24 protein-coding genes and 2 tRNA genes are annotated in these 26,208 nt (G+C 69.7%); 16 read left to right on the top strand and 10 right to left on the bottom strand.

What is annotated here, in order from left to right:
- Positions 1 to 70 precede the first annotated feature (70 nt).
- Positions 71 to 607 carry a VIT1/CCC1 transporter family protein gene (locus tag N0B31_RS10620; protein WP_260643841.1) on the top strand — a complete coding sequence of 179 codons (537 nt, stop codon included), beginning with the start codon at positions 71 to 73 and terminating at the stop codon, positions 605 to 607.
- The gene (locus tag N0B31_RS10615) at positions 604 to 2,142 is read left to right on the top strand and encodes an SLC13 family permease (RefSeq protein ID WP_260643840.1); all 1,539 of its coding nucleotides are present in this window, start codon (positions 604 to 606) and stop codon (positions 2,140 to 2,142) included. The genes N0B31_RS10620 and N0B31_RS10615 overlap by 4 nt, the downstream gene beginning before the upstream one ends.
- Before the next feature lie 170 nt (positions 2,143 to 2,312).
- Here the strand turns inward: N0B31_RS10615 and N0B31_RS10610 are convergent, their stop codons facing one another.
- Complete coding sequence (locus N0B31_RS10610) at positions 2,313 to 3,281, bottom strand: ferritin family protein (protein WP_260643839.1); 969 nt, start codon at positions 3,279 to 3,281, stop codon at positions 2,313 to 2,315.
- Positions 3,282 to 3,403: 122 nt separating this feature from the next.
- On the opposite strand from N0B31_RS10610, the gene N0B31_RS10605 reads away from it, so the two are divergent.
- Complete coding sequence (locus N0B31_RS10605; RefSeq protein WP_260643838.1) at positions 3,404 to 4,051, top strand: helix-turn-helix domain-containing protein; 648 nt, start codon at positions 3,404 to 3,406, stop codon at positions 4,049 to 4,051.
- A 30-nt stretch (positions 4,052 to 4,081) separates the two neighbouring features.
- Here the strand turns inward: N0B31_RS10605 and N0B31_RS10600 are convergent.
- Positions 4,082 to 4,153 (bottom strand) — tRNA-Thr (locus tag N0B31_RS10600).
- Between the two features lie 245 nt (positions 4,154 to 4,398).
- A complete protein-coding gene (locus tag N0B31_RS10595; RefSeq protein ID WP_260643837.1) occupies positions 4,399 to 5,046 on the bottom strand; it encodes a DUF7114 family protein in 648 nt (215 codons plus the stop codon).
- A 123-nt stretch (positions 5,047 to 5,169) separates the two neighbouring features.
- On the opposite strand from N0B31_RS10595, the gene N0B31_RS10590 reads away from it, so the two are divergent.
- From N0B31_RS10590 to N0B31_RS10570, 5 genes are all read left to right on the top strand, one after another.
- Positions 5,170 to 5,859: an enoyl-CoA hydratase/isomerase family protein gene (locus tag N0B31_RS10590; RefSeq protein ID WP_260643836.1), complete on the top strand. Its 690-nt coding sequence runs from the start codon at positions 5,170 to 5,172 to the stop codon at positions 5,857 to 5,859.
- 86 nt (positions 5,860 to 5,945) lie between these two features.
- Entirely contained in the window at positions 5,946 to 6,518 is a 573-nt protein-coding gene (locus N0B31_RS10585) for a hypothetical protein (protein ID WP_260643835.1), read from the top strand.
- A gap of 4 nt (positions 6,519 to 6,522) precedes the next feature.
- The gene (locus N0B31_RS10580) at positions 6,523 to 7,272 is read left to right on the top strand and encodes an Nmad3 family putative nucleotide modification protein (protein ID WP_260643834.1); all 750 of its coding nucleotides are present in this window, start codon (positions 6,523 to 6,525) and stop codon (positions 7,270 to 7,272) included.
- Between the two features lie 132 nt (positions 7,273 to 7,404).
- Positions 7,405 to 8,262: a hypothetical protein gene (locus N0B31_RS10575; RefSeq protein ID WP_260643833.1), complete on the top strand. Its 858-nt coding sequence runs from the start codon at positions 7,405 to 7,407 to the stop codon at positions 8,260 to 8,262.
- A 126-nt stretch (positions 8,263 to 8,388) separates the two neighbouring features.
- Complete coding sequence (locus tag N0B31_RS10570; RefSeq protein ID WP_260643832.1) at positions 8,389 to 10,080, top strand: NAD+ synthase; 1,692 nt, start codon at positions 8,389 to 8,391, stop codon at positions 10,078 to 10,080.
- A 222-nt stretch (positions 10,081 to 10,302) separates the two neighbouring features.
- On the opposite strand, the gene N0B31_RS10565 is transcribed toward N0B31_RS10570, so the two are convergent.
- Positions 10,303 to 10,373: transfer RNA gene (locus N0B31_RS10565), tRNA-Gly, on the bottom strand.
- A 91-nt stretch (positions 10,374 to 10,464) separates the two neighbouring features.
- Between N0B31_RS10565 and N0B31_RS10560 the strand changes: the two genes are divergently transcribed.
- The 3 genes from N0B31_RS10560 to N0B31_RS10550 all read left to right on the top strand — a co-directional run bounded on the left by N0B31_RS10560 (position 10,465) and on the right by N0B31_RS10550 (position 13,562).
- The gene (locus tag N0B31_RS10560; RefSeq protein WP_260643831.1) at positions 10,465 to 11,298 is read left to right on the top strand and encodes an NAD+ synthase; all 834 of its coding nucleotides are present in this window, start codon (positions 10,465 to 10,467) and stop codon (positions 11,296 to 11,298) included.
- Positions 11,299 to 11,366: 68 nt separating this feature from the next.
- Entirely contained in the window at positions 11,367 to 12,686 is a 1,320-nt protein-coding gene (locus N0B31_RS10555; protein ID WP_260643830.1) for an aryl-sulfate sulfotransferase, read from the top strand.
- 48 nt (positions 12,687 to 12,734) lie between these two features.
- Positions 12,735 to 13,562, top strand: coding sequence for a DUF4097 family beta strand repeat-containing protein (locus tag N0B31_RS10550; protein ID WP_260643829.1), 828 nt, complete (start codon positions 12,735 to 12,737; stop codon positions 13,560 to 13,562).
- 18 nt (positions 13,563 to 13,580) lie between these two features.
- Here the strand turns inward: N0B31_RS10550 and N0B31_RS10545 are convergent, their stop codons facing one another.
- Positions 13,581 to 14,504 (bottom strand): acyltransferase, encoded by a 924-nt coding sequence (locus N0B31_RS10545; protein WP_260643828.1) that lies wholly within the window; start codon positions 14,502 to 14,504, stop codon positions 13,581 to 13,583.
- A 160-nt stretch (positions 14,505 to 14,664) separates the two neighbouring features.
- Between N0B31_RS10545 and N0B31_RS10540 the strand changes: the two genes are divergently transcribed.
- The 3 genes from N0B31_RS10540 (at position 14,665) to N0B31_RS10530 (ending at position 18,999) form a co-directional block, all read left to right on the top strand.
- Positions 14,665 to 16,701 (top strand): heme-binding protein, encoded by a 2,037-nt coding sequence (locus tag N0B31_RS10540; RefSeq protein ID WP_260643827.1) that lies wholly within the window; start codon positions 14,665 to 14,667, stop codon positions 16,699 to 16,701.
- 138 nt (positions 16,702 to 16,839) lie between these two features.
- Complete coding sequence (locus N0B31_RS10535) at positions 16,840 to 17,862, top strand: sensor histidine kinase (protein WP_260643826.1); 1,023 nt, start codon at positions 16,840 to 16,842, stop codon at positions 17,860 to 17,862.
- A 102-nt stretch (positions 17,863 to 17,964) separates the two neighbouring features.
- A complete protein-coding gene (locus N0B31_RS10530; protein WP_260643825.1) occupies positions 17,965 to 18,999 on the top strand; it encodes a sensor histidine kinase in 1,035 nt (344 codons plus the stop codon).
- A gap of 13 nt (positions 19,000 to 19,012) precedes the next feature.
- Here N0B31_RS10530 and N0B31_RS10525 read toward each other — a convergent pair whose 3' ends face one another.
- The 4 genes from N0B31_RS10525 to phnD all read right to left on the bottom strand — a co-directional run bounded on the left by N0B31_RS10525 (position 19,013) and on the right by phnD (position 23,075).
- Entirely contained in the window at positions 19,013 to 20,077 is a 1,065-nt protein-coding gene (locus N0B31_RS10525) for an aldo/keto reductase (protein WP_260643824.1), read from the bottom strand.
- Between the two features lie 110 nt (positions 20,078 to 20,187).
- The gene (locus N0B31_RS10520; RefSeq protein ID WP_260643823.1) at positions 20,188 to 21,231 is read right to left on the bottom strand and encodes a PhnE/PtxC family ABC transporter permease; all 1,044 of its coding nucleotides are present in this window, start codon (positions 21,229 to 21,231) and stop codon (positions 20,188 to 20,190) included.
- Positions 21,228 to 22,028: a phosphonate ABC transporter ATP-binding protein gene (locus tag N0B31_RS10515; protein WP_260643822.1), complete on the bottom strand. Its 801-nt coding sequence runs from the start codon at positions 22,026 to 22,028 to the stop codon at positions 21,228 to 21,230. Before N0B31_RS10515 ends, N0B31_RS10520 begins: the two co-directional genes overlap by 4 nt.
- A gap of 54 nt (positions 22,029 to 22,082) precedes the next feature.
- A complete protein-coding gene (gene phnD / locus N0B31_RS10510) occupies positions 22,083 to 23,075 on the bottom strand; it encodes a phosphate/phosphite/phosphonate ABC transporter substrate-binding protein (protein ID WP_260643821.1) in 993 nt (330 codons plus the stop codon).
- A gap of 181 nt (positions 23,076 to 23,256) precedes the next feature.
- Between phnD and hisH the strand changes: the two genes are divergently transcribed.
- Complete coding sequence (hisH, locus tag N0B31_RS10505) at positions 23,257 to 23,895, top strand: imidazole glycerol phosphate synthase subunit HisH (protein ID WP_260643820.1); 639 nt, start codon at positions 23,257 to 23,259, stop codon at positions 23,893 to 23,895.
- A gap of 9 nt (positions 23,896 to 23,904) precedes the next feature.
- Here hisH and N0B31_RS10500 read toward each other — a convergent pair whose 3' ends face one another.
- Positions 23,905 to 24,375, bottom strand: a complete 471-nt coding sequence (locus N0B31_RS10500) for an SRPBCC domain-containing protein (RefSeq protein WP_260643819.1) — start codon at positions 24,373 to 24,375, stop codon at positions 23,905 to 23,907.
- A 201-nt stretch (positions 24,376 to 24,576) separates the two neighbouring features.
- Here N0B31_RS10500 and N0B31_RS10495 point away from each other — a divergent pair, with 201 nt between their 5' ends.
- Entirely contained in the window at positions 24,577 to 26,205 is a 1,629-nt protein-coding gene (locus N0B31_RS10495; protein ID WP_260643818.1) for a GTPBP1 family GTP-binding protein, read from the top strand.
- The last annotated feature ends 3 nt before the right edge of the window (positions 26,206 to 26,208 follow it).

Raw genomic sequence — 26,208 nt, 5'->3', positions numbered from 1 at the left:
GACCCGCCCGGGCAGAAAGGTGTCGGTGGGGCGGGGGAACGCTCTTGGGTCGTCCCGTCGCCCACCCATCATGCTCGGTGCGTTGTTCGGCGACGAGGTGGACGAGACGGCCGGAGCCTACATCGCGGAACTGGTCTACGGGGCCAACGACGGCATCGTGACGACGTTCGCCGTCGTCGCCGGGGTCGCGGGGGCGGCGCTCGAACCCAGTATCGTCCTCATCCTCGGCGCTGCGAACCTGTTCGCCGACGGCTTCTCGATGGGGATGTCGAACTTCCTCTCGCGGCGCTCGGAACTGGAGTACGCGCGCGGGGCCGGCGAGACGCCGGACGACGGCGGCAAGCGACCGGGACAGACCGCGCTGGCGACGTTCCTCGCGTTCGTCGTCGCGGGGGCGCTCCCGCTGGTGCCCTACGTCCTCGAGATCCGGCCGCTGTTCCTCTCCTCCATCGTCGCCACGGGCGTCGCGTTCTTCCTCGTCGGGGCGGCGCGGAGCCTCGTCATCCCGCGACGCTGGTACCTCGCGGGGACGGAGGTGCTCGTGGTCGGGATGGTGGCCGCCGCCGTCGCGTTCGTCGTCGGTGAACTGCTCGCCGGGGCGGCATGAGCCGGCGTCCGGCCTTCCTCGCCCTCGCCGCTCTCGCCACGGCCGCCGTCACTCTCGCCCCCATCGACGGGCTCTCGACGGCGGGCCAGTACGCCGTCGCCACCGGCACGTTCGCCGCCGTCTGCTGGGTGACCGGGGCGCTCCCGCTCCCGGTCACGGCCCTCTGTGTCCCCGCCCTCCTCGCCGGCTTCGGCGTCTACCCGAGCCTCGTCCCGGCGCTGGCGTCGTTCGCCGACCCCGTCGTCTTCCTGCTGTTCGCGGGCTTCGCCCTCGCCGCGGCGCTCCAGTCACACGGCCTGGACCGCCGGGCCGCGTTCACGCTCGTCGCGCGCGTCGGCGGGTCGCCCCGCGGCCTCGTCTTCGTCGTGATGGTCACGACGGCCGGCCTGTCGATGCTCGTATCGAACTCCGCGACGGCGGCGATGATGGCGCCCATCGCGCTCGGCATCGGGGGGCAACTCGTCCCCGGCGCGACCGACGGCGGCCGGAGCGACGGGGACGGTGACGGCCTCGCCAACGTCGAGGTGGCGATGTTGCTCGGCGTCGCCTACGCCGCCAGCATCGGCGGCGTCGGCACCATCGTCGGGACACCGCCCAACGCCATCGTCGTCGCGCAGGTCGAACGGGCGCTCGACTACCGCATCGGCTTCCTCCAGTGGTCGCTCGTCGGCCTGCCCGTCGTCGCCGTGACCCTGCCGGTGGCGTGGGCGCTGCTCGTCCGGCTCTACCCGCCAGCGACCGACGACGCCAGTCCCGCCCGTGCGGTCGCCCGCCGCCGACTCGCCGCGGCCGGGTCACTCTCCACGGCCGCGCGGCGGACCCTCGCGGTCACGGCCACGACGGCGCTGCTCTGGGTCCTCGGCGGGCTGGGGTTCCTGTTCGAGCCCTACCTCCCGGAGCGGGCGTTCGTCACCCTGTTCGGCGGCGACGCGGCGAACCTCCTCGGTACCACGGGCCATCAGGGACTCCTGTTCTACGTCCTCGTCGGGCTGCTCGCCATCCCGGCGCTCGTCGTGAGCGGGGCGGCCGAGTGGGAGACGCTCGTCGACGTGGACTGGGGGACGCTCCTCCTGCTCGGTGGCGGGCTCTCGCTCGCGGACGCGCTGGTCGCCACCGACGCGACGACGTGGCTCGCCGACGTGACCGTCGGGTCGCTCGGCGGGGTGCCGGCCGTCGTCCTCGTCGTGGCCGTCGTCCTCGTCACCATCGGGCTGGGTGAACTCGCGTCGAACACGGCGATGACGGCCATCCTCGCACCCGTCCTCGTCACCCTCGGGCCGGCCTACGCCGCGACGCTCGGCACCGACGCCGGGACCGCGGGCGTGTTCCTCGCCGTCGTCGCCGCCGTCGCCTCCAGTTTCGGCTTCGCCCTCCCCGTCGCCACGCCGCCGAACGCCATCGTCTTCGGCACGGGCGAGGTGACCCGCGAGCAGATGCTCCGTGCGGGTAGCGTCCTCGACGTGCTCCTCGGGTTGCTCGTCGCGAGCGTCCTGCTCGGGCTGCTTGCCCTGGCGTGGCCGCTGACGGTGGGGTAGCGGGGACGAGCAGGAAACGAGCGGAGGCTGTGCGGAGGCGGTGTGGTGCTGAGGCGGCGCGGGCCAGTGCACCCACCCGCTCCGAGCGAAGCGAGGAGCGCACTTTCTCCCCACGGTTTTGCGACGAGCGGTGCGCGCGGAGCTCGCACCCGAGGCGGAAACAGTGGTCCCTAGTCGTCGGCGGGGGTCGCCCCGTTCCCGTCGTCCAGACGCACCAGCTCCTCCACGTCCGGGATCTCGGCGTCCGCGTTCGTGATGATCTCGATGCGGCGGGTGAGCTTGTCGCGGGCGTACTCGACGAGCGGGACCGGGTCGACCAGTTCGTCGGAGTACGAGACGATGCCGGCGACGTGGGGCATCAGCTCCTGGAGCGTCGAGCGGACGACCTGCTCGTCGACGCCGTCCTCGGCGAGGTGCTGCTGGACCTTGTGCATCCCGAAGCCGACGTGGCGGCCCTCGTCCGAGCGGATGTAACTGATCCCCTCCACGAGCCCGTCGAGTTCGAGGTCGGGGGCCTCGGGCTGGGTGATGTCGACGTTCGAGTCCGAGAGCGAGTTCGTCAGCCCGTAGTAGCCCGTCTGGGCGAGCACGCTCTCGACGGTGAGGTGGTAGTGACAGTACGCCCGGACCCGGTTCTCGGGGGTGTCCTCGCCGGGTTCGAGGAGTCGGTGCATCGCCGCCTCGGTGCCGTCGAACAGCGCCTCGTAGGCAGGCATGAAGTAGCGTTCGTCGGTGGGGTTCGTGACCTCGAAGCCGTGGTGCCCGGCGACGGGGTCGATCACGTCACGCCAGTAGCGGTCGAAGAACTGGGTGTGCTTGGCCTCCTCGTAGATCTGCGAGGAGACGAACATCTGGTCGTCGATGTCGTCGAGCGCCAGCATCAGCGGGGCGAGGTCCTCCGTGACGGCCTCCTCGCCGGCGCCGAACAGCGCGAGCGACTGGCGCAGGTCGTCGAAGGCCGTCTCGCTGACGGCGTCCCGGTCGGTGGCCATCAGCCGCTGGCGGTCCTGCTCGAGGAGCGACTCCGGGACGTCCTCGTAGGGGTCCCAGTGGTTGTACACCGCGTGCCGGAAGTACCCGCCCGACTGGCTCTCCGGGTCGAGTCGGAGCGAACGGCCCTGATCTGCGTAGCGCGTCATACGAACCGTGGGTGGGACTCTCTATCCCTCCGACTATCGCCTCACACCCGAGGGTAGTTTAACAGGGGGTCGACGTCGGCCCGGTGGGGAAGGGCCAAGGGGGGTGACACGCAATCGGGAGTATGCGCTACGCGACGGTGTCGCTCACGCCCGACGACGGGGGGTTCCACCCGGTCGATCGGTCGCTCGCGACCGACCCGGCGGTCACCCGCGAGTCGATCCAGCAGATCAACCTGCTCGACGACGGGACCGGGGTCATGCTGTACGCCCTGCGGGGGGACATGGCACGGGCGGCCGAACTCATCGCGGCTCACGAGGACATCATCGACTTCGAGGTCTCGGGCGAGGGTGAGGGGCTGGCGTACGTCCACTTCCACCCGAACGACCGGACCCGTGCGCTCCTGGACGTCGTCCAGCAGAACGAGATCATCCTCGAGACACCCGTCGAGTGCACCGCCGGCGGTGGCATCCGCTTCACCGTCCTCGGCGACGGCGGCGCCATCCAGCGGGCGGTCGCCGACATCCCCTCGGACATCACGCTGACGCTCGACCGGATGGGTGACTACCACCCCGACACCGGCGAACTGTTCTCCGCGCTCACCGCCCGCCAGCAGGAGATCCTCGAGGCCGCTGTCGAACTCGGCTACTACGAGGTGCCACGACAGACGACCCACGAGATCATCGCCGAGGCGGTTGGCCTCTCGGCCGGGACGGTCGGCGAACACCTGCGGAAGGTGGAGGGGCGCGTGCTGAGCGCGCTCGTGGACTGAGTCGTCGCTCGTCGGTACGAGAATCGGAGAAGCCTAGGCCGGGATTTGAACCCGGGCTCTCGTCCTTACCAAGGACGCGCTTTACCGCTAAGCTACCCAGGCAGGCATTCCTTGGTAGCCGGGATTCGTCTTTAGTCGTTTCGATACGGGGACGGCGCTGTCCCGGAGTGTCACGGTACTCGGACGAGTGCGGACGCCGCCAGCGCCAGCAACGCGAGCGCGGAGTAGCAGAACGGCGAGTGGTGGCTCGCCGCCCGCTCGCCGGACCGAGGTTCAGTCACTCCGGGCCGCCCGCTCGCCGGACCGAGGTTCAGTCACTCCGGGCCGCCCGCTCGCCGGACCGAGGTTCAGTCACTCCGGGCCGCCCGCTCGCCGACGTGCCCGTCCGCCAGCGCCCGGAGGTCCGCCCGGAGCCCCCCGGCCACGGTCCCGTCGACGGGCGGGTAGCCGACACCGTCGACCTGCCCGTTGGCGAACCCTGCGAGGTCGGCGTCGGAGACGGTCACGCCGACGGCCGTCGCACCCGCGAGGACGGCCAGCTCGAGGACGTCCGACTCCAGTCGCGAGTCGAGCGAGGTGTCGCCGCCCGCGCGGAACGCCGTCTGGTCCCGGCCGAACGCTCGGACCACCTCGACGGCACACTCGGCGGCCTCCGAGCGGGCGAGCAGGTAGAATCCACGGGCGACCATCACGTCCGCGGCGAGGATGCCCATGTCGGCGTCGGGTTTCTCTCCCCGGTCCCACGGCTCGTCGTGGACGAGGTCGCGGGTCAGACGCAGCCCGTCGTAGATGAGCTGGACGCCGACGGCACGCTCGAGCAGGGGGTCGACGGCCACCTCCTCGCCGCCGAACGACTCGGCGGCGAGTACCGTCACCGTCCCCGGCACCATCGAGCCGTCGTCGACGAACCCGACGATGCGGTCCTGGAGGGGTTCGGGGACCACGTCGCGGACGGTCTCGGCGACGGCCCGACGGACCGCGGCGGCTTCCTCCATCACTCCGAAGTAGGCCGAGTAGCGTCAAAGACCTTTGGAAAGGGGGCCACCCGCCGCCGGTCGACCACCCGGCGCGACCCGCGGGAGAGACAGGTTCAACACCTCGCGCTCGGTGGGTCGGGCATGATACAGGTCGAACGCCGGGGCGATGTCCGGGTGGTGACCCTCGACCGACCCGAGAAGCGCAACGCGCTGACGCCCGAGGGGCTGGTCGAACTGCGGGCGGCCGTCGCCGAGGCGGCGGCGCCCGTCGTCCACGTCACCGGTGCTGGGGACGCGTTCTCGGCGGGCGCCGACTTCGACAGCGTGGCCGCGGCCGCCGAGCGCGACGACGCCGAGGCGTTCATCCGCCGGGGACAGGAGACGATGCGTGCCATCGAGGCGGCCGACAGCGTCGTCGTCGCGGGTGTCGACGGCCCGGCCCGCGGTGGCGGGGTGGAACTCGCGCTGGCGTGTGACCTGCGGGTGGCGACGCCCGACGCGACGTTCGCCGAGACGGGCGTGAAACTCGGCCTGTTCGGCGCGTGGGGTGGTACCCACCGGCTCCCGGCGGTGGTCGGGCTCGGCGACGCGATAGACCTCTCACTCTCCGGGCGCACGCTCGACGCCGAGTCGGCCCACCGCATCGGCCTCGTCCAGCGGGTCGTCGAGGCCCCCTTCGCAGTGAGCGAGGAGCTCGCCGGGAACGACGACGCCGCCCTCCGCGTGCTCAAACGTCGACTCCGGGCGCACGAACGGATCGAGGAGCAGGAACGGGGCGAGCGCGAGGCGTTCGCCGAGTTGCTGGCCGCGTACGCCGAGCGACTGGACTAGGTGGGGTCCCCGCCGCCATCTAAATCCCCGGCTGTACCAGTCGCAACGCTTGAATAAATCCGTGGGCAACGGTGGGTCGAACACGCATGGCCGACTGTGACTACTGTGGGGCGTCGTTCGACGGCGAGGTCCCCGACTCGCATCTGCGCTCCGAGCACCTCGAGGAACTCGGTCCCATCGACCGGCGGCGGATCGGCGACGCCGAGGACGACGGTGGCCTCCCCACCGGTCCCATCGCCCTCGTCGTGGTTATCGGCCTGGCGGCGGCGCTCGTCGCCTACGTCGTCTTCTTCACTGGCTCCTCCGCGGCCGGCGTCGGTCCCGTCAACAGCGACCACTACCACGGCGACATCGAGGTGACGGTCCTCGGTGACACGGTCGACTTCTCCCAGCAACAGTACCAGTTGCAGGACCGTCGGTTCCACTTCGAGGGTGGGAGCGGCGAGCAGTGGCACGCCCACGCCAGCGACGTCACCCTCGGCTTCGGGATGGAGGCCCTCGGGTTCGACGTGACCCGGAACTCGTTCACCTACGAGGGGACCACTTACGAGGACGGGAGCGAGTACGACGTCTCCGTCACGGTGAACGGGAACGCGGTCGGCCCCGGCTACACCCTACAGGACGGTGACAGCATCGTGATAACCGTCGAACGGGCGTGAACCGATGAGCGACGACCGGCCGCGCGACGCGGCGTCGGGACACCGCGCTGTCGCGGTCAACGTCGGCGCGAACACGAACGACCCCGGCTTCCGCGCCCCCGTCGACCGCGAGGGGCGCTTCGAGTTCGTCCCCATCCCCGAGCGCGAACCGACGAGCGAACCCGTCCCGACCTACGGCGACCTCGGCCTCTCGCTCGACGTCCCCGAGTCGGTCCGGGACACGCCGGTCCACCTCGACCCCGCGTTCGCCGAGTACCCGCACTGCGAGTCCTACACCTACGGCGACCCCTTCGGGGTGAAGGCCCGGCCCCTGCTCGACCTCGCGGCCGGCGACTGGGCGTTCTTCTACGCGACGCTCGACACGAGCGAGGAGCCACCGGCGTCGCACCCGCCACGCTGGGGCGCCTTCCTCGTCGGTGCGTTCCGACTCGCCCGCGACCCGCTCTCCGGCGAGGACTACCGGACGGCCGACGCCAGCACCCGTGCCTGTTTCGCCGACAACGCCCACGTCAAACGCGAGACGTTCGACGCCCGGGTCCTCCTCTACGGCGACCCCGACGAGTCGCGCCTGCTCGACCGGGCCGTGCCGCTCTCGGCGCCCTCGGGCGGGACGGACGCGAACCACCTCGTCACCGACCTCTCGGCGGACTCGGGGAAGGGACCGTGGTGGCGACGCCCGCTCCGCTACGACGCCGACGCTACCGCCGAACTGCTCGACGCCGTCGCGGCGGTACAGGCTGGCGGCGAGCCGTGAACGGGCGCCCGACGCCGCTGCGCTCCTGCTGAACGGTCGTTCACGTCCCCGGAACCGAACGTCCGTTCCCCGGGATTCCCGCCGAATACAGGGTTATCACCGGTTCCAGCGTCCCGCCTCCTGGTGTCCTCGATGTCATCACCGACCACGTCGACTCCCTCGCCGGAGTCCACGGCTCCGGAACGCGGTACCGAGCGCCGGTCGAATCTCCAGATGGTTCGACTGGCCGTGTTCTACCTCGCACTCGTCGCGGCCGCCGCGATGACCGTACTGTTCCTCGGCGAACTGTTCCTGTTGCTCGCGCTCGGCTGGACGGCTGGGGCCGGTGCGGAACTCGGCATCCATCGCCTGCACGTGATGGGGATCGCGGCGGTCGTCCTGACGTTCGTCCTCGGCCTGTTCGCGCAGGCGTACCGACCGAAGCGGCGGGTGGCGGCGATGTGGGGTTCCTTCCTCGTCATCCTCGTCGTCACGGCCGGCACGCTCGGGTTCGGCGTCGGCCGCCCGGAGGAGGTGGTCCCGTTCTTCGTCCTGACGGGGGTCGCACTGCTTACCCACCCCGCCGGCCGGGGACTGTTCCGCCGCGGCGAGTCGTACAGCCCCGCGTTGCTCGCGCTGGTGGCCGTCGCGGCCGTGCCCCTGCTCGCGTTCGCGGTGAACCAGTTCTCGCTCAGCGGGAGCGCCACCGACCCGCACGCCGTGGACAGCCACTACGTGATGATGGCGGGGCTGGCCGTCGCGCCCATCGCCTACGGCGCGTTCGCAGCGTTCGGCTTCGCCGGTTGGCGACTGGCCGCGTGGCTCGCCGCGCTCCCGATGGCCTACTACGGCGCGATGTCCATCGCGTTCCCCCTACAATCCGGTTCGACGGGGGCGATGTGGGGCGTGGCGGCGATCCTGTGGGCCGTCGCCTTCGTCGTCGTCGCCGAGTACGCGCGGGTGACCCCGGAGAACACGACCCTGCGCCGGGAGTTCGCACGGGCGGGCTGACCACGCCCAGCCGAGTCTAAGGAACGACAGTTCGAATGTTTTCGACGGAAATACTCGACGGGCGTCCACCATCCTGCCTGTCGGTACCGATACCGATATTCGAGACGCGACAGTAGTGCCCGACAGATGCAGCCCTCGCTCCGCGTCGCCTGCGCGCAACTGAACCCGACCGTCGGGGACGTGACCGGCAACCGAGAGCGCATCCTCGACGCCGCTGAACGCGCGGCCGAGGCGGGCGCCGACATGCTCGTGACGCCCGAACTCTCTCTACTCGGCTACCCGCCGCGTGACCTCCTCCGCCGGGACGCCGTGGTCGACGCCGGCCTCGCGGCGCTCGACTCGCTGGCCGACGCGGTCCCGCTCCCCACCGTCGTCGGCGTCGCGGACCGCAATCCCGGTACCGGCCGCGCCGTCCGGAACGTCGCGGCCCTCGTCTACGACGGCGAGGTACACGCCAGTGCTGTCAAGCGACTCCTCCCCACCTACGACGTGTTCGACGAGTCGCGCTACTTCGAGGCCGGTGACGCCCCGACGACCGTCGAGGTGGCTGGTGCCACTGTCGGGCTCTCGGTCTGCGAGGACGCGTGGAACGAGACGGCCGTCGACGGCACGCGCCGCTACGACGCCGACCCGATTGCCGACCTCGCCGACGCCGGCGCGGACCTCCTCGTCAACGTCTCTGCCTCCCCGTTCCACCTCGGGAAGGGTGCCGAGCGCGAGGCCCTGTTCGCCGGGCACGCGACCCGGAACGACCGCCCGGTCGTCTTCGTCAATCAGGTCGGTGCGAACGACGAACTCACGTTCGACGGCGGCTCGTTCGTCCTCGGCCCCGACGGCGACCCGTGGGCCCGCGCGACCGACTGGGCAGCGGACCTCCTCGTCGTCGACGTCCCGCTCGACGGTGCTGCCCCAGACCCTGCGGACCGACCGCTCGCCGCCCCGCCCGAGTCACGGGCCGAAGAGGCCCGCCGCGCCATCCGCGTCGGCATCCGCGACTACGTCCACAAGTCCGGGTTCGAGGACGTCGTCGTCGGGATGTCCGGCGGCGTCGACTCCACCGTCGCGACCGTCCTCGCCGCCGAGGCGCTCGGCCCCGACCACGTCCTCGGCGTCGCCATGCCCACCCGCTACACCGCCGACGCCTCCACCGAGGACGCCCGCCGGACCGCCGAGACGCTCGGCATCGGGTTCGAGGTCGTCCCCGTCGAGGGGACGTTCGGCGCGTTCATGGACCAGCTCGGCCCCGTCTTCGACGGCTACGAGCGCGACGAGACCGAGGAGAACGTGCAGGCGCGCATCCGGGGGACCACGCTGATGGCCCTGTCGAACAAGTTCGACGCGCTCGTCCTCACCCCGGACAACAAGTCCGAGTCCACCGTCGGCTACTGCACCCTCTACGGCGACATGGTCGGTGCACTCGCCCCGCTCGGGGACTGCCTGAAGGAACTGGTCTACGACCTCGCCGCCCGCCTGAACGAGGCCCCCCACCCCTCCTTCGACGGCCCGCCGGTCCCCGACCGCGTGGTCGAACGCCCCCCGAGCGCGGAACTCCGCGAGGACCAGACCGACGCGGACGACCTGCCACCGTACGACGTCATCGACCCCATCGCCCGCGACTACGTCGAGGAGCGGATGGACCGCGAGGCGCTGGTCGAGGCGGGTCACGACCCCGATGCCGTCGACCGGGTGCTGACGCTCCTCCATCGGTCGGAGTACAAGCGCTGGCAGGAGGTGCCGCTGTTGCGCGTGACGCGGCAGGCGTTCGGGATGGGGTGGCGCTACCCGCTGGCGGCGAGGTACGACGCGGTGAATGAGTAGAGCCTGGTCGTCTCGGATCGAGCGTCCCGAGCCAGCCGGGAGTGAGTGAGGCCGTCGGCTTCACGAACGTCGGCTGCCGCACGAGCGAAGCGAGTGCGGCAGCCGGGAGTCGAACCGGAGCCAGGGTCCGGGGTGCTCGCTTCGCTGCGCTCCCGGGCTGCGACTGGCAGGATTCGACTCCCGCGCGGCGATGATGTCTCTTACTGGCGTTCGAGACAGACATGCGCCAGCCGGGAGTCGAACCCGGGCTATTAGCTTGGGAAGCTAATGTCCTACCACTGGACCACTGGCGCAGGCAACCAATACTATCCCGTCGCCCCACTTGAACGTAGCGTCTCTCCCCCGGGCCACGGACTTTTCACCACCCGACACCCACACCCGGCCATGAGTCAGGAGGTCTACGAACTCGACGCCGACGCCCTGCCCGTCGAACTCGGTCTCTCCGAGGCCGAACTCGACGCCCGCCGCGAGCGGATCACCGATTTCATCGCCGACACCGTGGACGCCGCGGGCGCGGCGGGGGCGGTTCTCGGCCTCTCGGGGGGCATCGACTCGACGCTGACTGCACACCTCGCCGTGGAGGCGCTCGGCGCGGACGCGGTCCGTGGCCTCGTCCTCCCGAGCGACGCCAACACGGAGGGGAACATGAGCGACGCCGAACGGGTCGCAGAACTGCTCGACATCCAGTACGACATCGTCGAGATACAGCCCATCGTGGACACGTTCGTCGAGGCCGCGCCGGACGACGTGGCCGGCGACCGGATGGCGCTCGGGAACGTCGCCGTCCGCACGCGCGGGGTCCTGAACTACTTCGTCGCCAACGCGGAGTCGCGGGTCGTCCTCGGGACGGGCAACCGCTCGGAGGCGATGACGGGCTACTTCACGAAGTACGGCGACCAGGCCGTCGACTGCAACCCCATCGGCAACCTCTACAAGTACCAGGTGCGCCAGCTCGCGGCCCACGTGGGGGTGCCCGACGACCTCGTCGAGAAACCCCCGAGCGCCGAGATGTGGTCGGGACAGACCGACGAGACGGAGATGGGCCTGACCTACGACACGCTCGACGCCGTCCTGATGTTGCACGTCGACGGGCCGTTCTCGCTGTCGGCGACGTGCGAGACGCTCGGGGTTCCCGAGTCGGCCGTCGAGCGCGTGGTCTCGCTGGTCGAGGGGAGCGCACACAAGCGGTCGATGCCCCCCGCACCACCGCAGGACTGAGGTGCTGCGGACGGTTCGACGACGGTGCGGACCAACAGGGATTTACTGACATACCCACACCTGACGGTATGGAATCGCGCCGGGTCGCCCTCCCCCTCGCTGTCCTCCTCCTGTCGGTGGCCGTCATCGGTGCGGCCGCTGCGGGTGGCGGCGGCACCGCCCCCGCACAGCAGCAGTCGCCCGCCAACGAGACGGACCCCGCCAACGCCACGGTCTACCCCGGCAACACGCTCCTCGGCCTGCAGGCCGAGGGCTGGTTCGGCAACAACAACGGGAGCGCCCGCGTGGTGAACCCCGAGGGCGAGACGGTCTGGGAGTGGCGCCCCGAGAACGGCCGCGTGTTCGACGTGGAGGCGCTCGACAACGGCAACGTCCTCGCCAGCGTCGCCATCGTCCCCGAGGACTGCCCACCCCAGTACGGCGACACGTGCGTCCACAACCGCGTCGTCGAACTCGACTACCCGAACGAGAACGTCGTCTGGGAGTACGACTGGTACGACGTCTTCCCGAACCACCACGAGGTCCACGACGCCGACCGACTGGAGAACGGCGAGACGGCCATCATCGACATGGGGAACAACCGCGCGTTCACCGTGAACGAGGCCGGGGACATCACGTGGCAGTGGAACGCCACCGAGCACATCTCGGAGGGGACGCCGTTCTTCGAGGAGTACGTGCCCGAGGGGAGCGCCGAGGAGTTCCGACAGGGCGGGCCGGAGTCCGACTGGACGCACATGAACGATATCGACCGGCTGGAGAACGGCAACTTCCAGCTCTCCATCCGGAACTTCGACGTCCTCCTCGAGGTCGACCCCGAGACGAACGACATCGTCGACGTCGTCGGGCGACCCACGGCCCACTCGGTGATGAACGAGCAGCACAACCCGATGCGACTGAACGGGACCGTGCTGATAGCCGACTCCGAGAACGACCGCGTGGTCGAGGTGGACGTCGACACGAACGAGGTGGTCTGGGAGTACGACGGCACTGGCTCCGGTGAGCTGCTCCAGTGGCCCCGCGACGTCGACCGACTCCCCAACGGGAACACCCTGGTGACCGACTCGCGGAACTTCCGGCTGCTGGAGATCGACCGGACCGGCGAGGTGGTGTGGCGCTACGAGATGAAGGCAGAGCGCGGCATCGTCTACGAGGCCGACCGGATGGGCGTCCCCGAGGAACAGGCGCGGGTCTCCGGCGACGGGTTCGAGAGCCGGACCTCCGACGGCCCGCTGGGGTCGGCACTCGCCACGGCCGACTCGTGGCTCGGGTTCGTCCCGTTCCTCCCGACGTGGATGGGGCCGGTCGAGGTGCTGGCGGCGCTGAGCGGGCTCGGTGCGCTCGGGTTCCTCGCCGTCCAGCGCCGTCGTGAGGCGACCCGACACGAGTGAGCGGGCGCCCACGGAACCCCTAAGTCGGGGGCGCGTCTGGACGCCGCCATGCGACAGTCCTCCAGCAGACGCCGGTTCCTCGCGGCGAGTGGCCTCGTCGGTGCCGTCGGGCTCGCCGGCTGTGCCGGTTTCACCGGTCCCGACGTGGTCGAAGACGACACCCAGACGTACAGCGTCAGCGGCTACGACGCCGTCCGCCTCGAGAACCGCAACGGCGACGTGCGCGTCGAGGCGGGCGACGCCGACCTCGACCAGGTCACGGTCGAGATACACAAACGCGGTCGCTCGCAGGAGGCCATCGACGCCGTCACCGTCGAGGACACCGTCGAAGACGGCCTCCTCACGCTCGAGTCGGTCTACGAGGACGACTTCAGGTTCGCGAACGCGAGCGCCCGTCTCGTCGTCACCCTCCCCGACGGCGTCTCGCTCCTGTCGGCCCGGACGGTCAACGGTGACGTGAGCGCGAGGGGCGTCGTCGGCGACGCGAGACTCTCCTCCGGCAACGGCGACGCCGAGGCCGTCGACGTGGACGGCTACGTCACCGTCGAGTCGGCCAACGGCGACGCCGTCGCTCGCGGGACGACGGGTGTCGCGGGCGCCCAGACGGCCAACGGCGAGGTGGACGTGGAGGTGTACGACATCCGTGACGACGTGACCCTCTCGTCCGGTAACGGGGACGTGGAGGCCGGCGTCGGACCGGCCCTCGACGCCGACGTGGAACTCTCCGTGGGCAACGGGGACGTGGAGGCCGAGGTCGAACTGGCCGACAGCGAGTCGAGCCGCCGGTCTATCTCCGGTCGGCTCGGCGAGGGCGGCCCGACGCTCAGGTGTTCGTCGGGCAACGGCGACGTGCGACTCTACGCGCTGGAGGCGTGAGCCGACAGGGCCGCCCGGTCAGTCGTCGTCGCGGCCGTCCGCGTCCGGTGGGCGCAGGTCGCGCTGGAACTCGTCGAACACCTCGAGGTCCTCGGAGAGGTCGTACGGGAGGACCCGCGAGTCGCGCTCGTTCGGAGGGTCGGTGTCGAGGGGCTCGGCGACGGACTCCCAGCCCGGTTTGACGCGGACGGATTTGGCCGGCTGGCCGACCACGACGTGGTGGGCGGGGACGTCGGACTGGACCACGCTGCGCGCGCCGGCGACGCTGTTCTCGCCCACGTTCACGCCGGCCTGTACCATCACGTCGAACGTCAGGCGGACGTCGTCCTCGATGGTGGTGTGGTAGTTCGTCACCTCGGTCTGGTCGACGATGTCGTGGTCGTGGCTGTAGACGTGGACGCCGTCGGAGAGGGAGACGCGGTCGCCGATGGTGAGCTTGCCGCGGTCGTCGAGGTGGACGTCGTCGTGGACGACGACGTTGTCGCCGACCTCGATGTTGTGGCCGTAGGTGAACGTGATGCCCTTGAAGAAGCGGCAGTTCTCCCCACACTCGGCAAACAGGTGGTCGGCGAGCATCTGCCGGAAGCGGAGTGCGAACTCGACGTTGTCGGCCATCGGGGTGTCGTCGAACTGCCGCCAGAGCCACTGGAGGTGCTTGGAGGTCTTGAACGCCTCCTCGTCCTTCTCGGCGTAGTACTCGGACTCCAGCGTGGCGTTACACGGGTCGTACCCCTGCAGGCGGACCCGCTCGGCGGGCGAGACGTCCTCGCCGGCCTGCCAGCGCTCGTAGGCGTCCCGGTCGCCGTGCAGGTCGACGAGGACGTCCTCGACCACCTCGCAGGTGCTCTCCTCGTCGTTGGCGAGCCGCGAGTCCACCTCCTCCAGGAAGGCGTGGAGGCCGTCCTCGGCCTCGGCCGGCAGGTGGACGTGTCGCTTCGTCATGGCACCGCGTACTCCGGCATCGGGCATATGGGTTGTCCTTGCCTCGCAGTAACACGAATGTAACCGGGTGAGGGCACGCTCACCGTGCATCAGCGGTGGGCGGTCGGCCTCGACTCGGGGAATCGGAAAGGCCCTTGTCGCCCGGAGACCACGTTCCGGTATGGACCACATCCGACGCGACCCCCCCGCCACCGAGGAGGGGTGGTACGTGCTCCACGACCTGCGACGTGTCGACTGGGACGCGTGGCGCGAGGCCCCCGACCACGAGCGAGAGCGCGCGCTCGCCGAGGGCATCGAGCACCTCCGGGCACACGAGGACCTGACCGACGCCGACGCCGGCGGGTCGGCCCTGTTCTCGGTCGTCGGGCACAAGGCCGACCTCATGGTGATGCACATGCGTCCCACGACGGCCCACCTCGACCGCGCGGAGCGCCGCTTCGAGCAGACGGCCCTCGCCGCGTTCACGGAGCGCGTCACCTCCTACGTCTCGGTCACCGAGATCTCGGGCTACATGACCGAGGACCTCGCGGACGGCCTCGAGAACATCGAGGACGCGGGCCGACGCAACTACATGCAGTCCCGGCTCTACCCGTCGGTTCCGGACAGCGAACACGTCTGTTTCTACCCGATGGACAAGCGCCGCGACCCGGAGTACAACTGGTACGACCTGCCGTTCGACGAGCGGCGTGACCTCATCTCCGGGCACGGCGAGATCGGCCGCGAGTACGCCGGCAAGGTGACCCAGATCATCACCGGCAGCCTCGGCTTCGACGACTACGAGTGGGGCGTCACGCTGTTCGCCGACGACGCCACCCAGATCAAGAAACTGCTCTACCAGATGCGGTTCGACCCCTCCTCCTCGAAGTACGCCGAGTTCGGCCCGTTCTACTTCGGCCGGCGCATCGCGCCGGAGGACCTCCCCGCGTTGCTGGCGGGCGAGGCCGTCCCGGCCGACGCGGACGAGGGTGCGGCCGCGGATGACCACGCGCAGGCCCACGAGGCGACGGCCGCCCACGCCAACGGTGGGTCGGGCGTCGAACACGGACACGGACACGGCGAGGGTGGCGACGACCCGCACGGCGAGGGTGGCCACCACCACGGTGGCGGGGGTGACTCACCGCACGGCGACGGTGCGGACGCCGACGGCGACCACCCCGACACCGACGACGGGGGCCGTCCCTCGCGTCCGGACGAACCGCCCCACGAGACGGTCGACCGGGAGGAACTGGCGAAGGAACTCCACCGGTTCGGCGTCTCGCGCGAGGAGCGCGAGCGGGCGGGCTACGGCCTCGTGTTCCACTCCGAGGCGGACGCCGAGGACATCGTGGACGACGTGGACGGCCTGCGCGGGAACTTCGACCACTACGACACGCACGTGCTGACCGCGGTGCGGGCCGACGCCGGGCAGACGGCCGTGGTGAGCCTGTGGGCCAACGAGCGGGCAGCGAACGTCGCCAGCGGCTTCCTCGGTGACCTCCCCGGCGCACAGCCGGGCATCGGGGGGTCGCTGGGCGACCCGGCCGAGGAGACAGCGGACGACGCGGTTGACAGCGGGGGACACGGTCACGACGCCGGGGCCGAGGACGCGGACGGCCCGGTCGGGACTGACGAGGACGACGACATCCGCGGCGAACTCGCGGACCTCGACATCTACGGGGGGCAACCCCACGGCGAGGACGTCTACTCGATGGTGGTCTACTCGGAGGCCGCCCCCGACGAACTCGCCGACGAGGTGGACGAACTCCGCGAGGCGTTCGAGCGCTACGGCACCCACGTCCGGACCTCGGTGTACGAGGCGCAGGACGGGAGTCGGACCGCCGTCGTCTCCATCTGGGAGACCCAGTCGGCGGCCAAGACGGCCGGTGACTTCCTCTCGGAGTTGCCGGACGTGGTCGCGCGGGCCGGCGAGGAGTCCGGCTTCGGCACGATGGGGATGTTCTACACCGTCGTCCCGGAGTACCGCGAGGAGTTCGTCGAGACGTTCGGCGACGTCGGCGGGATGTTGGCGGAGATGGACGGCCACCACGACACCCGCCTGATGGTCAACCGCGACGACGAGAACGACATGTTCATCGCCAGCCAGTGGCGTTCGCGCGAGGACGCGATGGGCTTCTTCCGCTCCGATGCGTTCCGCGACACGGTCCAGTGGGGTCGCGAGGTGCTGGCCGACCGGCCGCGCCACGTCTTCCTCGCCTGAGCCGGTCTCGACGCCTCACCGCTTCCTGTCCGCTCAGATGACTGTCTCGGCACTGTGAGTCTTTATTTCGAAGATTCACTGGTCTAACCGATTGGGCAACTGATATCTAACTGGGTCTGGTATCGTATGCACCAGACGATGGAGGGTCCCTCTTCGCCGGCCGAGCGGTCGTTCGCCGAAGCACTGGAGGCACTGCCGGTCATCGCCTGCATCGTCGGGCCGGACGGAGAGGTGCTGATGACGAACGAGTCGTGGCAGGCGTTCGGGGAGGCCAACGACAACCCACACCCGACGAGCGAGGGGGAGAACTACCTCGAGGTGTGTCGCCGGGCGGCCGACGACCCGTACGCGACGGAGGTGGTCGAGGCACTGGAGCGACTGCTGGCCGGCGAGATGGACGAGTATCGGACGACGTACCCCTGTCCTGGACCGGAGGGGCCCCGGTGGTTCGACCTGCTCGCCTACCGGCTGGAACTGGACGGCGGACCGTACGTGCTGGTGTTCCACCTCGACAGCACCTCGCAGACGCAGGCCGAACTCGCGACGACCGCCGAGGTGGAGCGACTGGAGGCGCTCGCGCGGGTCCTCTCACACGACCTGCGGACGCCGCTGTCGGTCGCCTCGGGCTACACCAAACTGCTCGAAGACGAGGTGGACTCGGAACACATAGAGCGGGTGCAGGAGGCCCTGAGCCGCATCGGGACCATCGCGGAGAACGCGGTCCTCATCGCCCGGGGCACGTCGGTCGAGGACACCGAACGCATCGACGTCGGTACCCTCGCCGAACGGGTCTGGGCGACCCTCGACACGGACGACGCGTCGCTGTACGTCGACGGGGTCGTCGTCGAGGGCGACCCCGGGCTCGTCTCCGAACTGCTGGAGAACCTCCTCCGGAACGTGCTGGACCACGCCGGCGAGGAGCCGACGGTGCTCGTCGGCCCCCTCGACGACGGCGAGGGGTTCTACGTGGCCGACGACGGCCAGGGCATCCCGGACGAGGTACGGAAGAACGTGTTCGACATCGGGTACACGACGGGGACGGGGACGGGGTTCGGCCTCGACATCGTCCGGCGTATCGCCGACGCTCACTGCTGGGACGTGCAGGCCGAGGAGAGCGACGAGGGGGGCGCCCGGTTCGAACTCCGGACGGACGACGACTGAACGGTCCTGCTCTCACGGGTCGTGTGGCCCTCAACGGGCCGTAGTTCGATACTCCTCCGACGTGACCAATATTTATGATGGCTGGGGTCATCTGACTGACACGTGGACCCTCCGTCCTCCTCGTTCGACCACTCCATCGCCGAGGTCGTACAGGCGTTGCCGGTCATCGCCTGTCTCGTCGGGCCGGACGGAGAGGTACTGGTGACGAACGAGTCGTGGCGGGCGTTCGGCGAGACCGACGATAATCCCCACCCCGCGAGCGAGGGGGAGAACTACCTCGAGGTGTGTCACCGGGCGGCCGACGACCCGTACGCGACGGAGGTGGTCGAGGCACTGGAGCGACTGCTGGCCGGCGAGATGGAGGAGTACCGGACGACGTACCCGCACACGGGTCCCGAGGGGCCCCGGTGGTTCGACCTGCTCGCCTACCGGCTGGAACTGGACGGGGACCCGCACGTGCTGGTGTTCCACCTCGACAGCACCTCGCAGACGCAGGCCGAACTCGCGACGACCGCCGAGGTGGAGCGACTGGAGGCGCTCGCGCGGGTCCTCTCACACGACCTGCGGACGCCGCTGTCGGTCGCCTCGGGCTACATCACGCTACTCGAGGACGAGGTCGACTCGGGGTACCTCGAACACGTCCAGGCGGCTCTGAACCGTATCGCGACCATCGCGGAGAACGCGGTCCTCATCGCCAGGGGCAGGGACGTCGAGGACCCGGACGAACTCCCGCTCGACGACATCGCCTGGAGCGCCTGGGGAAGTGTGGCCCCCGACGACGCCTCGCTGTCGGTCACGGACGACCTCACCGTCCAGGCCAACCGTGGTCTCCTCACCGAACTGCTGGAGAACCTCTTCCGGAACGCGCTGGACCACGCCGGCGAGGAGCCGACGGTGCTCGTCGGCCCCCTCGAGGATGGCAGTGGATTCTACGTGGCCGACGACGGCCCGGGCATCGCCCCGGAGGTCCGCGACGAGGTGTTCGACATCGGGTACACGACGGGGACGGGGACGGGGTTCGGCCTCGACATCGTCCGGCGCATCGCCGACGCCCACGGCTGGGACGTGCAGGCCGAGGAGAGCGACGAGGGGGGCGCCCGGTTCGAACTCCGGACGGCGACGGCGCGCGACGACTGAGGTCGACGCGCGGTCAGTCGCCGGCGGACTTCGGGAGGATGCCGGCCTCCTCCAGGTCGCGTCCGCCGACGCTGGTCCGGAACTGCTCGGGGCTCATCCCGTCGTCCCGGTCGACACCGAAGTTGGTCCGGTAGAGCTCCTCGACGCGCTCGACCTCCTCATCGGAGAGCGGCGGCGTGTCGGGGGCGCTCGCCCACGCGTCGATGTCGTCGGTGGTGCGGAACGTCGGCGTCACCGTCGACACCTCGGGGTGCGAGAGGAGCCACTGGATGGACGCCTGCGCCATCGTCCGCTCGCCGTCACGCTCGAGGAAGCGCACGTTCTCGAGTTTCTCCCACCCGGTCTCGAACCACGCCTGCGGCCGGTGACCGCGGTGGTCGCCCTTGCCGAGCTCCGTCTCGGGCGTGACCTGCTCGTTCAGCAGGCCCGAGGAGTGGGGCACGCGGGCCATCAGGCTGGTGTCGGACCCGGTCTCGCGGATCTCCTCGACGAAGTGGCGACCGGGCACCTGCTCGAACATGTTGAACACGGTCTGGACCGCGTCGAACTCCTCGTGGATGCCGGAGAACCCCTCCTCCAGCCAGCCGATGGAGGGACCGAGCGCCCAACCGACCGCCTCGACGCGGCCCTGCTCGCGCTGGGTGTCGAGCCACTCCAGCACCTCGGGGGTGACCTCGCTCGCGTCGAAGTTGTGGAGCTGCAGGAGGTCGACCGACTCGACGTCGAGCCGCTCGAGCGACCTCTCGAACGCCTCGTCGAGGTACTCGACGTTCGCCTCCTTCGGGAGTTCGCCGTGGCCGGCCTGCGGGTTGTTGTAGAAGTCGTAGCCGACCTTCGTCCCGAGGGTGACCTCGTCGCGGCGGCCGTCGATGGCCTTCCCGACGAGTTCCTCCGAGCGGCCGTGGCCGTAGACGTCGCCCGTGTCGACGAACGTGACACCGCGGTCGAACGCGTGGTGCAGCATCTCGATGGCCTGTTCCTCCGTCCGGTCGCCCCACCAGTCCGTGCCGACGACCCACGCACCGAAGCCAACTTCGGACACCTCGACGCCCGACTCGCCCAGTTCTCGGAAGTTCATGGGGCAGCGTTGGGACGGCGGGAACTTATCGGGCACGGTCCGCCCCCGGTCGCCGAGAGCCGGGGGCAGGATTCAAGAGCGGGCGACCCGACGAGCGTCGGGGACGCGGGTCACTCCTTGCCGGAACTCGTGCCGAGCCACTTGCTCCCGTCGCCCAGGTCGCGGATGGCGTCGACGAGCCCCTTGCTCTCGTGTTCCGAGGGACGGAGCCACGCCCGCGTCCGCGATGAGATGAGTTCGATGGAGAGCACGAGGAACAGGAGCGTCACCAGCCCCGCCCCCGCCCGGAAGGAGTTGAAGAGGTTGAGGTTCTGCTGGATGTACTGGCCGAGGCCGCCGGCCCCGACGACACCGAGCGAGACGGCGATACGCGTGTTGATCTCGAGGATGTAGAGCGTCCACGCGATGAACGAGGTGGAGACCTGCGAGAGCATCCCGAACGAGATGACCTGCGAGCGGTCCGCCCCGGTCGACTTGATGGCCTCTATCGGTCCCTCCTGTATCTCCTCCAGCTCGTCGGTGAACAGACGGCCGAGGTTGCCGATGGTGTCGGTCGCCACCGCGAGCATCGCCGTCAGCGGCGAGAGCGGCACCAGCGCCGCGAAGATGAACACCCAGACGAGCGCCGGGATGGCTCGGATGGTGGACATCACGCCGCGGAACGCGAAGTTGAACGGGAACGGGATGACCCGTTCCGAGCCGAGGACGCCGAAGAACAGCGCGAACGGGAACCCGATGATGGTCCCGATGATGCCGATGGAGAGGGTGATGACGACCCCGGAGACCAGCAGGTCCGACCGGAGGCTGGTCGCCGTCTCGACGACCGTCGCGGGGTTGGTCAGCGTCACCCAGATGGCCCGGAGCCCGCCGATGCCCGCCTCGCGGGTGTAGAAGGTCAGGTCGACGAACGTCGGGCGGAGGAGTCTGAGGAACTCCGTGACGAAGAACTCGTACTGCGCGAACCGGAGGATGTCGGGTACCGGCCGGTCACCGAGGAAGCCGGTCCCGAAGTAGGCGACGGCCGCCGCCAGCACGAGGGCACCGAGCGAGAACAGCAGCCTGACCAGTCGCTTGCGCTCGATGCGGGCGAGGAGTTCGTCGACGCGGTTCGCGGTCTGCGTTCCACCGTCGGTACGTGGGTCGTCCTCGGTCATCGTTCCTCCCCGCCGTCGGTGCTGGCGGTCGCGGTCGGCTGCCCCTCGCCGGCGTCCGACGCGAGTTCGCCCTCCGTGTCGGTGCCGTAGTAGAGGTCGTCGACGATCTCCATCGAGAGGTCGTCGCGGTCGCCGTCGAAGAACACCTCGCCGTCGCGGATGCCGATGAACCGGTCGCCGAACTCGCGGGCGATGTTCACCTGGTGGAGGCTGGCGAGTGTGGTGAGGTTGCGGTCCTCGGCGGCACGTTTCATGTAGCCCATCACGTCACGGGCGGCCTTCGGGTCGAGACTGGAGACGGGTTCGTCCGCCAGCAGGAGGTCGGGGTCCTGCACCAGTGCCCGGGCGATGCCGACGCGCTGTTTCTGGCCGCCGGACATCGAACTGGCACGCTGTTCGGCCTCCTCGAGAAGGCCGACGGTGTCGAGCGCCTCGAGTGCGGCACGCTTGTCTCCCTTGGAGTTGAGCGTGAGGACACTCGCGAGCGAGCCAGTCCGCCCGAGCGCACCGGTCAGCGCGTTGCGGTAGGCGGACATCGACTCGATGAGGTAGTGCATCTGGAACACCATCCCCACCGCACTGCCGGCGTTCCCGACCGGGCGGTCGTTTATCTCCACCGTCCCGCTGGTCGGATTGGTCAGGCCGTTGAGGATGCGGAGGAGGGTCGACTTGCCGGCGCCCGACGGACCGAGCACGACGACGAACTCCCCCTGCTCGATGTCGAAGGTGACGTCCTCCAGAGCGACGGTGTCCTCACCGTACACCTTGGTGACGTTCTGCAGCGATACTGCTGGCATTGTTGATGGATAATCTGAAAGAGTGTTAAAACCCGGTTATCCGGGGGTGGGGTCTCAGCCGTCCAGCAGTTCCGCGCTGATGCCGAGTTCCGTGGCCACGTCGACGACGGGCTGGTAGTCCTCGACGCTCGCCTCGCGGACGTCGCTGAACCACAGGTCGTCGTCGGTGCCCTCCTCGCCGTCCTCGCCGTAGTAGACCGAGTCGGGGGCGTCCAGGAACGCCTGCGTGACCTCGCTCTTCTCCTCGTCGCTCAGCTCGGGGCTGACGATGACCGGCGCACGCGGGATGCCGTCGTACGTCTCGACGTAGCGGAACCCGTCCTTGAGTTCGCGAGCGTCGTTGAGCGTGATGAACTTCCCGACGCCGGCGGCGGCGACCTGCCCGCGCTCGAGGGCGGCGAACGCCTCGGCGTGGCTGGAGAACTGCGGCGTGAAGTTCGCACCGGCCGAGTCGGTCGGCAGGTCGCCGATGTTCAGGCCGGCTTCCTTCAGCATGTACAGGGGGAACAGCGCGCCCGAGGCCGAGAGCCGGTCGGCGAACGCCACGCGCTCACCCTCGAGGTCAGAGAGCGACTCGATGTCGGAGCCCTCCTGTGTCACGATGACCGAGGAGTACTCCCAGGAACCGTAGGCGTACCGCTGCAGGGCGACGTCACAGCGGTCCTCCTTGACGCCCAGCGCGGCCGCGAACGGGCCGGTCTCTGCCACGTCGCCACTCCCGCCACCGAGGCTCTGGAGGACGGCGCTGTAGCCCGCAGCGTAGTTGAGCCGCGTCTGGACGCCCGTCTCCTCCTCGAGGTGCGACTTGACCGGCGCGTACTGCGACTCCATGAGCTGCTGCGGCTCGGACGGCGACATGTAGAACGTCAGGCGCCCGTCGTTGTACGGCACCTCCGTCGGCGTGGCCGTCGGTTCGTCGGTGGCCGTCGGGGTCCCGTCACCATCCCCGCCGCCACTGTTGTCGTTGTTGTCGCTGGTACACCCTGCGAGGAGCCCGGCGACCCCCAGTCCCCCGGCCGTCTTGATGAAATTACGTCGTTTGGTCATGACGCGTACGCGATAGATGTACGACACTTACCTACTAAGGGTTCCGATTCGGATTATAGACCTGGACATACCTGGATGTAGCACCTCGTTCCGCCCACGCGTCGACGGGTGGCCCGAGTGGCGCGGCGACCCGACTGCCACAACGGAAAGCGCCTTGTCCACGCTCCGGTAACCACCACCCGTGAGCCAGCAGGTAACCGCCGACGTCGCACTCGTCGACTACGGACTGGGCAACCTCCGCAGCGCCACCCGCGGGCTGGAACGGGCTGGCGCGCGCGTCACGTTGACCGACGACCCCGAGACGTTCGACGACGCCGACGGCATCGTCCTCCCCGGCGTGGGCGCGTTCAGCGAGGGGATGGAGAACGCCGAGCCCGTCCGCGACGCGCTCGTCGACGCCGCCCACTCCGGGACGCCCCTGTTCGGCATCTGTCTCGGGATGCAGATGCTCCTGACCTCCTCCGAGGAGGCCGACAAGGTCGGACAGGGTGACGCGGAGGGGCTCGACCTCATCCCTGGTCGCAACGTCCGCTTCGCCGAGGGACAGAAGGTGCCCCACATGGGCTGGAACGAACTCGACGTGGAGCGCGAGCACCCGCTCGTCGAGGGCGTCGATGGCGAGTACGCCTACTTCGTCCACTCGTACTACGCCCGCCCCGACGACGAGGCGAGCGTCGTCGCCACCACGGACTACGGCATCGAGTTCCCGTCCATCGTCGCCAACGAGGCGGGCAACGTCTTCGGGACGCAGTTCCACCCGGAGAAGAGCGGGGAGACGGGGCTGCGCATCCTGCGGAACTTCGTCGACCTCTGTGGCTGAGCGGGCCGGTCAGTCGACCCGGACGATGGCCGGGCGGGCGTCGGCCGAGTCGCCCCGGCCGGGTTCGCCCCGTCGCTTCAACGCCGCGTTCATCGCCTCGTAGGCCTCGCGGGCGTCCGACCTGACGACGAGCGGCACGAGCAGCCCACGGGATGCCTCCGTGTTGTGGAGGCGCGTCCGCTCGCCCCCGTCGAGGGGTTCGAGTTCGAACGCGTGGGTCCCCTCGAACACGAGCGGTGCGACGACCCGGCCGACCCACTCGAGCCGTCGGGGGTCGTCGTACTCGGTGACCCGGACGGACAGGGTGTTCTCGCGGCCGCTCTGTCGGACCGTCAGCGAGAGCCGTTCGCCCGCCGCGAGCTCCCCCTCGACCCGGACGAGGTGTGGGTTCCACTCGGGGTAGGTGGCGGTGTCGGTCAGGACGGCCCAGACGGCCTCGGGCCGTGCGTCGATGTCGATGCTCGTGTGGATGTCGGCCATACATCCCGTTACACTGCGCCCGACGAGGCTCTTGGTTTGCCGCCGGGCAAGCGGCCACGTGGCCCTCGTCCGTCCGGTCGAGCCACAGCCCGCGTCGACGGATCGGCGGTGTCAGCCCGTCTCGGCCACCGTCGCTCCCCTGACAACAGTTGTCGAACGCGCGAACGTTTTTATGCAGGCGATTGCTAGCGTCTCACGTAAATGAGTCCCGACCGGGCCGTCCTCGAACGCGCCATCGCGCGCGGCGAGGAGGAGGGCGGCAGCGTCGAGTTCAAGGAACGGCTCACGAAGGACGTCCACCTCGCGGACGGCCGACTGGAATCGCTCGCCGCCCAGTTGCGACACCGGGTCCTCTCGGGCGACGGCGAGGCCACCTACGTCGTGGGCGTCACGGACGACGGCGGTATCGCGGGCATCGGCCCGGAGGCGTTCTCCGAGTCGATGGACGTGCTCTCCCTGCTGGCCGAGGAGGCCGGTGCGCACATCGAGGACGTGCAGACGTGGGGCGTCGAGGCGGGAGACGAGGGTGCCGACACCGGCATCGTCGGCGTCGCCACCGTCCGCGAGGGCGCCGTCCTCGACACGGACGACGAACACATCGTCGTGGGGACCGCCGGTCACGTCGACCACGGCAAGTCCACGCTCGTCGGCTCGCTCGTGACCGGCCACCCGGACGACGGCGAGGGTGGCACCCGGTCGTTCCTCGACGTCCAGCCACACGAGATGGAGCGTGGCCTCTCGGCGGACCTCTCGTACGGCGTCTACGGCTTCGACGAGCACGGCGAACCCATCCGGATGGACAACCCCGACCGGAAGGACGACCGGGCCGCTGTGGTCCGCGAGGCTGATCGTCTCGTCTCGTTCGTCGACACCGTGGGCCACGAGCCGTGGCTCCGAACGACCATCAGGGGCCTCGTCGGCCAGAAGCTCGACTACGGGATGCTCGTCGTCGCGGCCGACGACGGGCCGACCAAGACCACGCGCGAACACCTCGGCATCCTGCTCGCCACCGAGTTGCCGACCATCGTCGCCATCACGAAGACCGACGTGGTCCAGCCCGAGCGGGTCGACGAGGTCGAACGCGAGGTGGAGCGCCTCCTGCGCGGGGCAGAGCGGACCCCCCTGTCGGTCGAACGCCACGGCGTCGAGGCCGCCATCGAGGAGATCAGCGAGCAGGTCGTCCCCGTCGTGAAGACGAGCGCGGTGACGATGGCCGGCCTGCCCGTGCTCGACGAACTGTTCGAGCGCCTGCCAAAGACCAGCCACGAGGACGGCGAGTTCTCGATGTACGTCGACCGTTCGTACATGGTGACGGGCGTCGGTGCCGTCGCGTCGGGCACCATCCGCTCGGGCACGGTGGAGGCGGGCGACGAACTCCTGCTCGGGCCGATGGCCGACGGCTCCTTCCGGGAGGTCGAGGTCCGCTCCATCGAGATGCACTACCACCGGGTCGACGAGGCCCGCGCCGGCCGCATCGTCGGTATCGCGCTCAAGGGGGTCCGCGAACCCGACATCCGCCGCGGGATGGTGCTGTTGCCACGTGACAGCGACCCGACGGCGGTCCGCGAGTTCGAGGCGGACGTGATGGTGCTCAACCACCCGACCCGTATCGGCGAGGGGTACGAACCGGTCGTCCACCTCGAGACGGTGAGCGAGGCGGCCGCGTTCTTCCCCGAGGGTGGCCAGCTCCTCCCCGGTGACACCGGCCGGGCGACGGTCCGGTTCAAGTTCCACCCCTACCTCGTCGAGGAGGGGCAGCGGTTCGTCTTCCGCGAGGGCCGCTCGAAGGGCGTCGGGACGGTCCGGTCGGTCGACACGGGCGCCGAGTGACCT

Origin of the sequence: Salinirubellus salinus (assembly GCF_025231485.1) — an archaeon.
GTDB classification, from domain to species: domain Archaea; phylum Halobacteriota; class Halobacteria; order Halobacteriales; family Haloarculaceae; genus Salinirubellus; species Salinirubellus salinus.
Note: the sequence above shows the minus strand (reverse complement) of the source record. Positions and strands in the feature narration are given on the sequence as shown.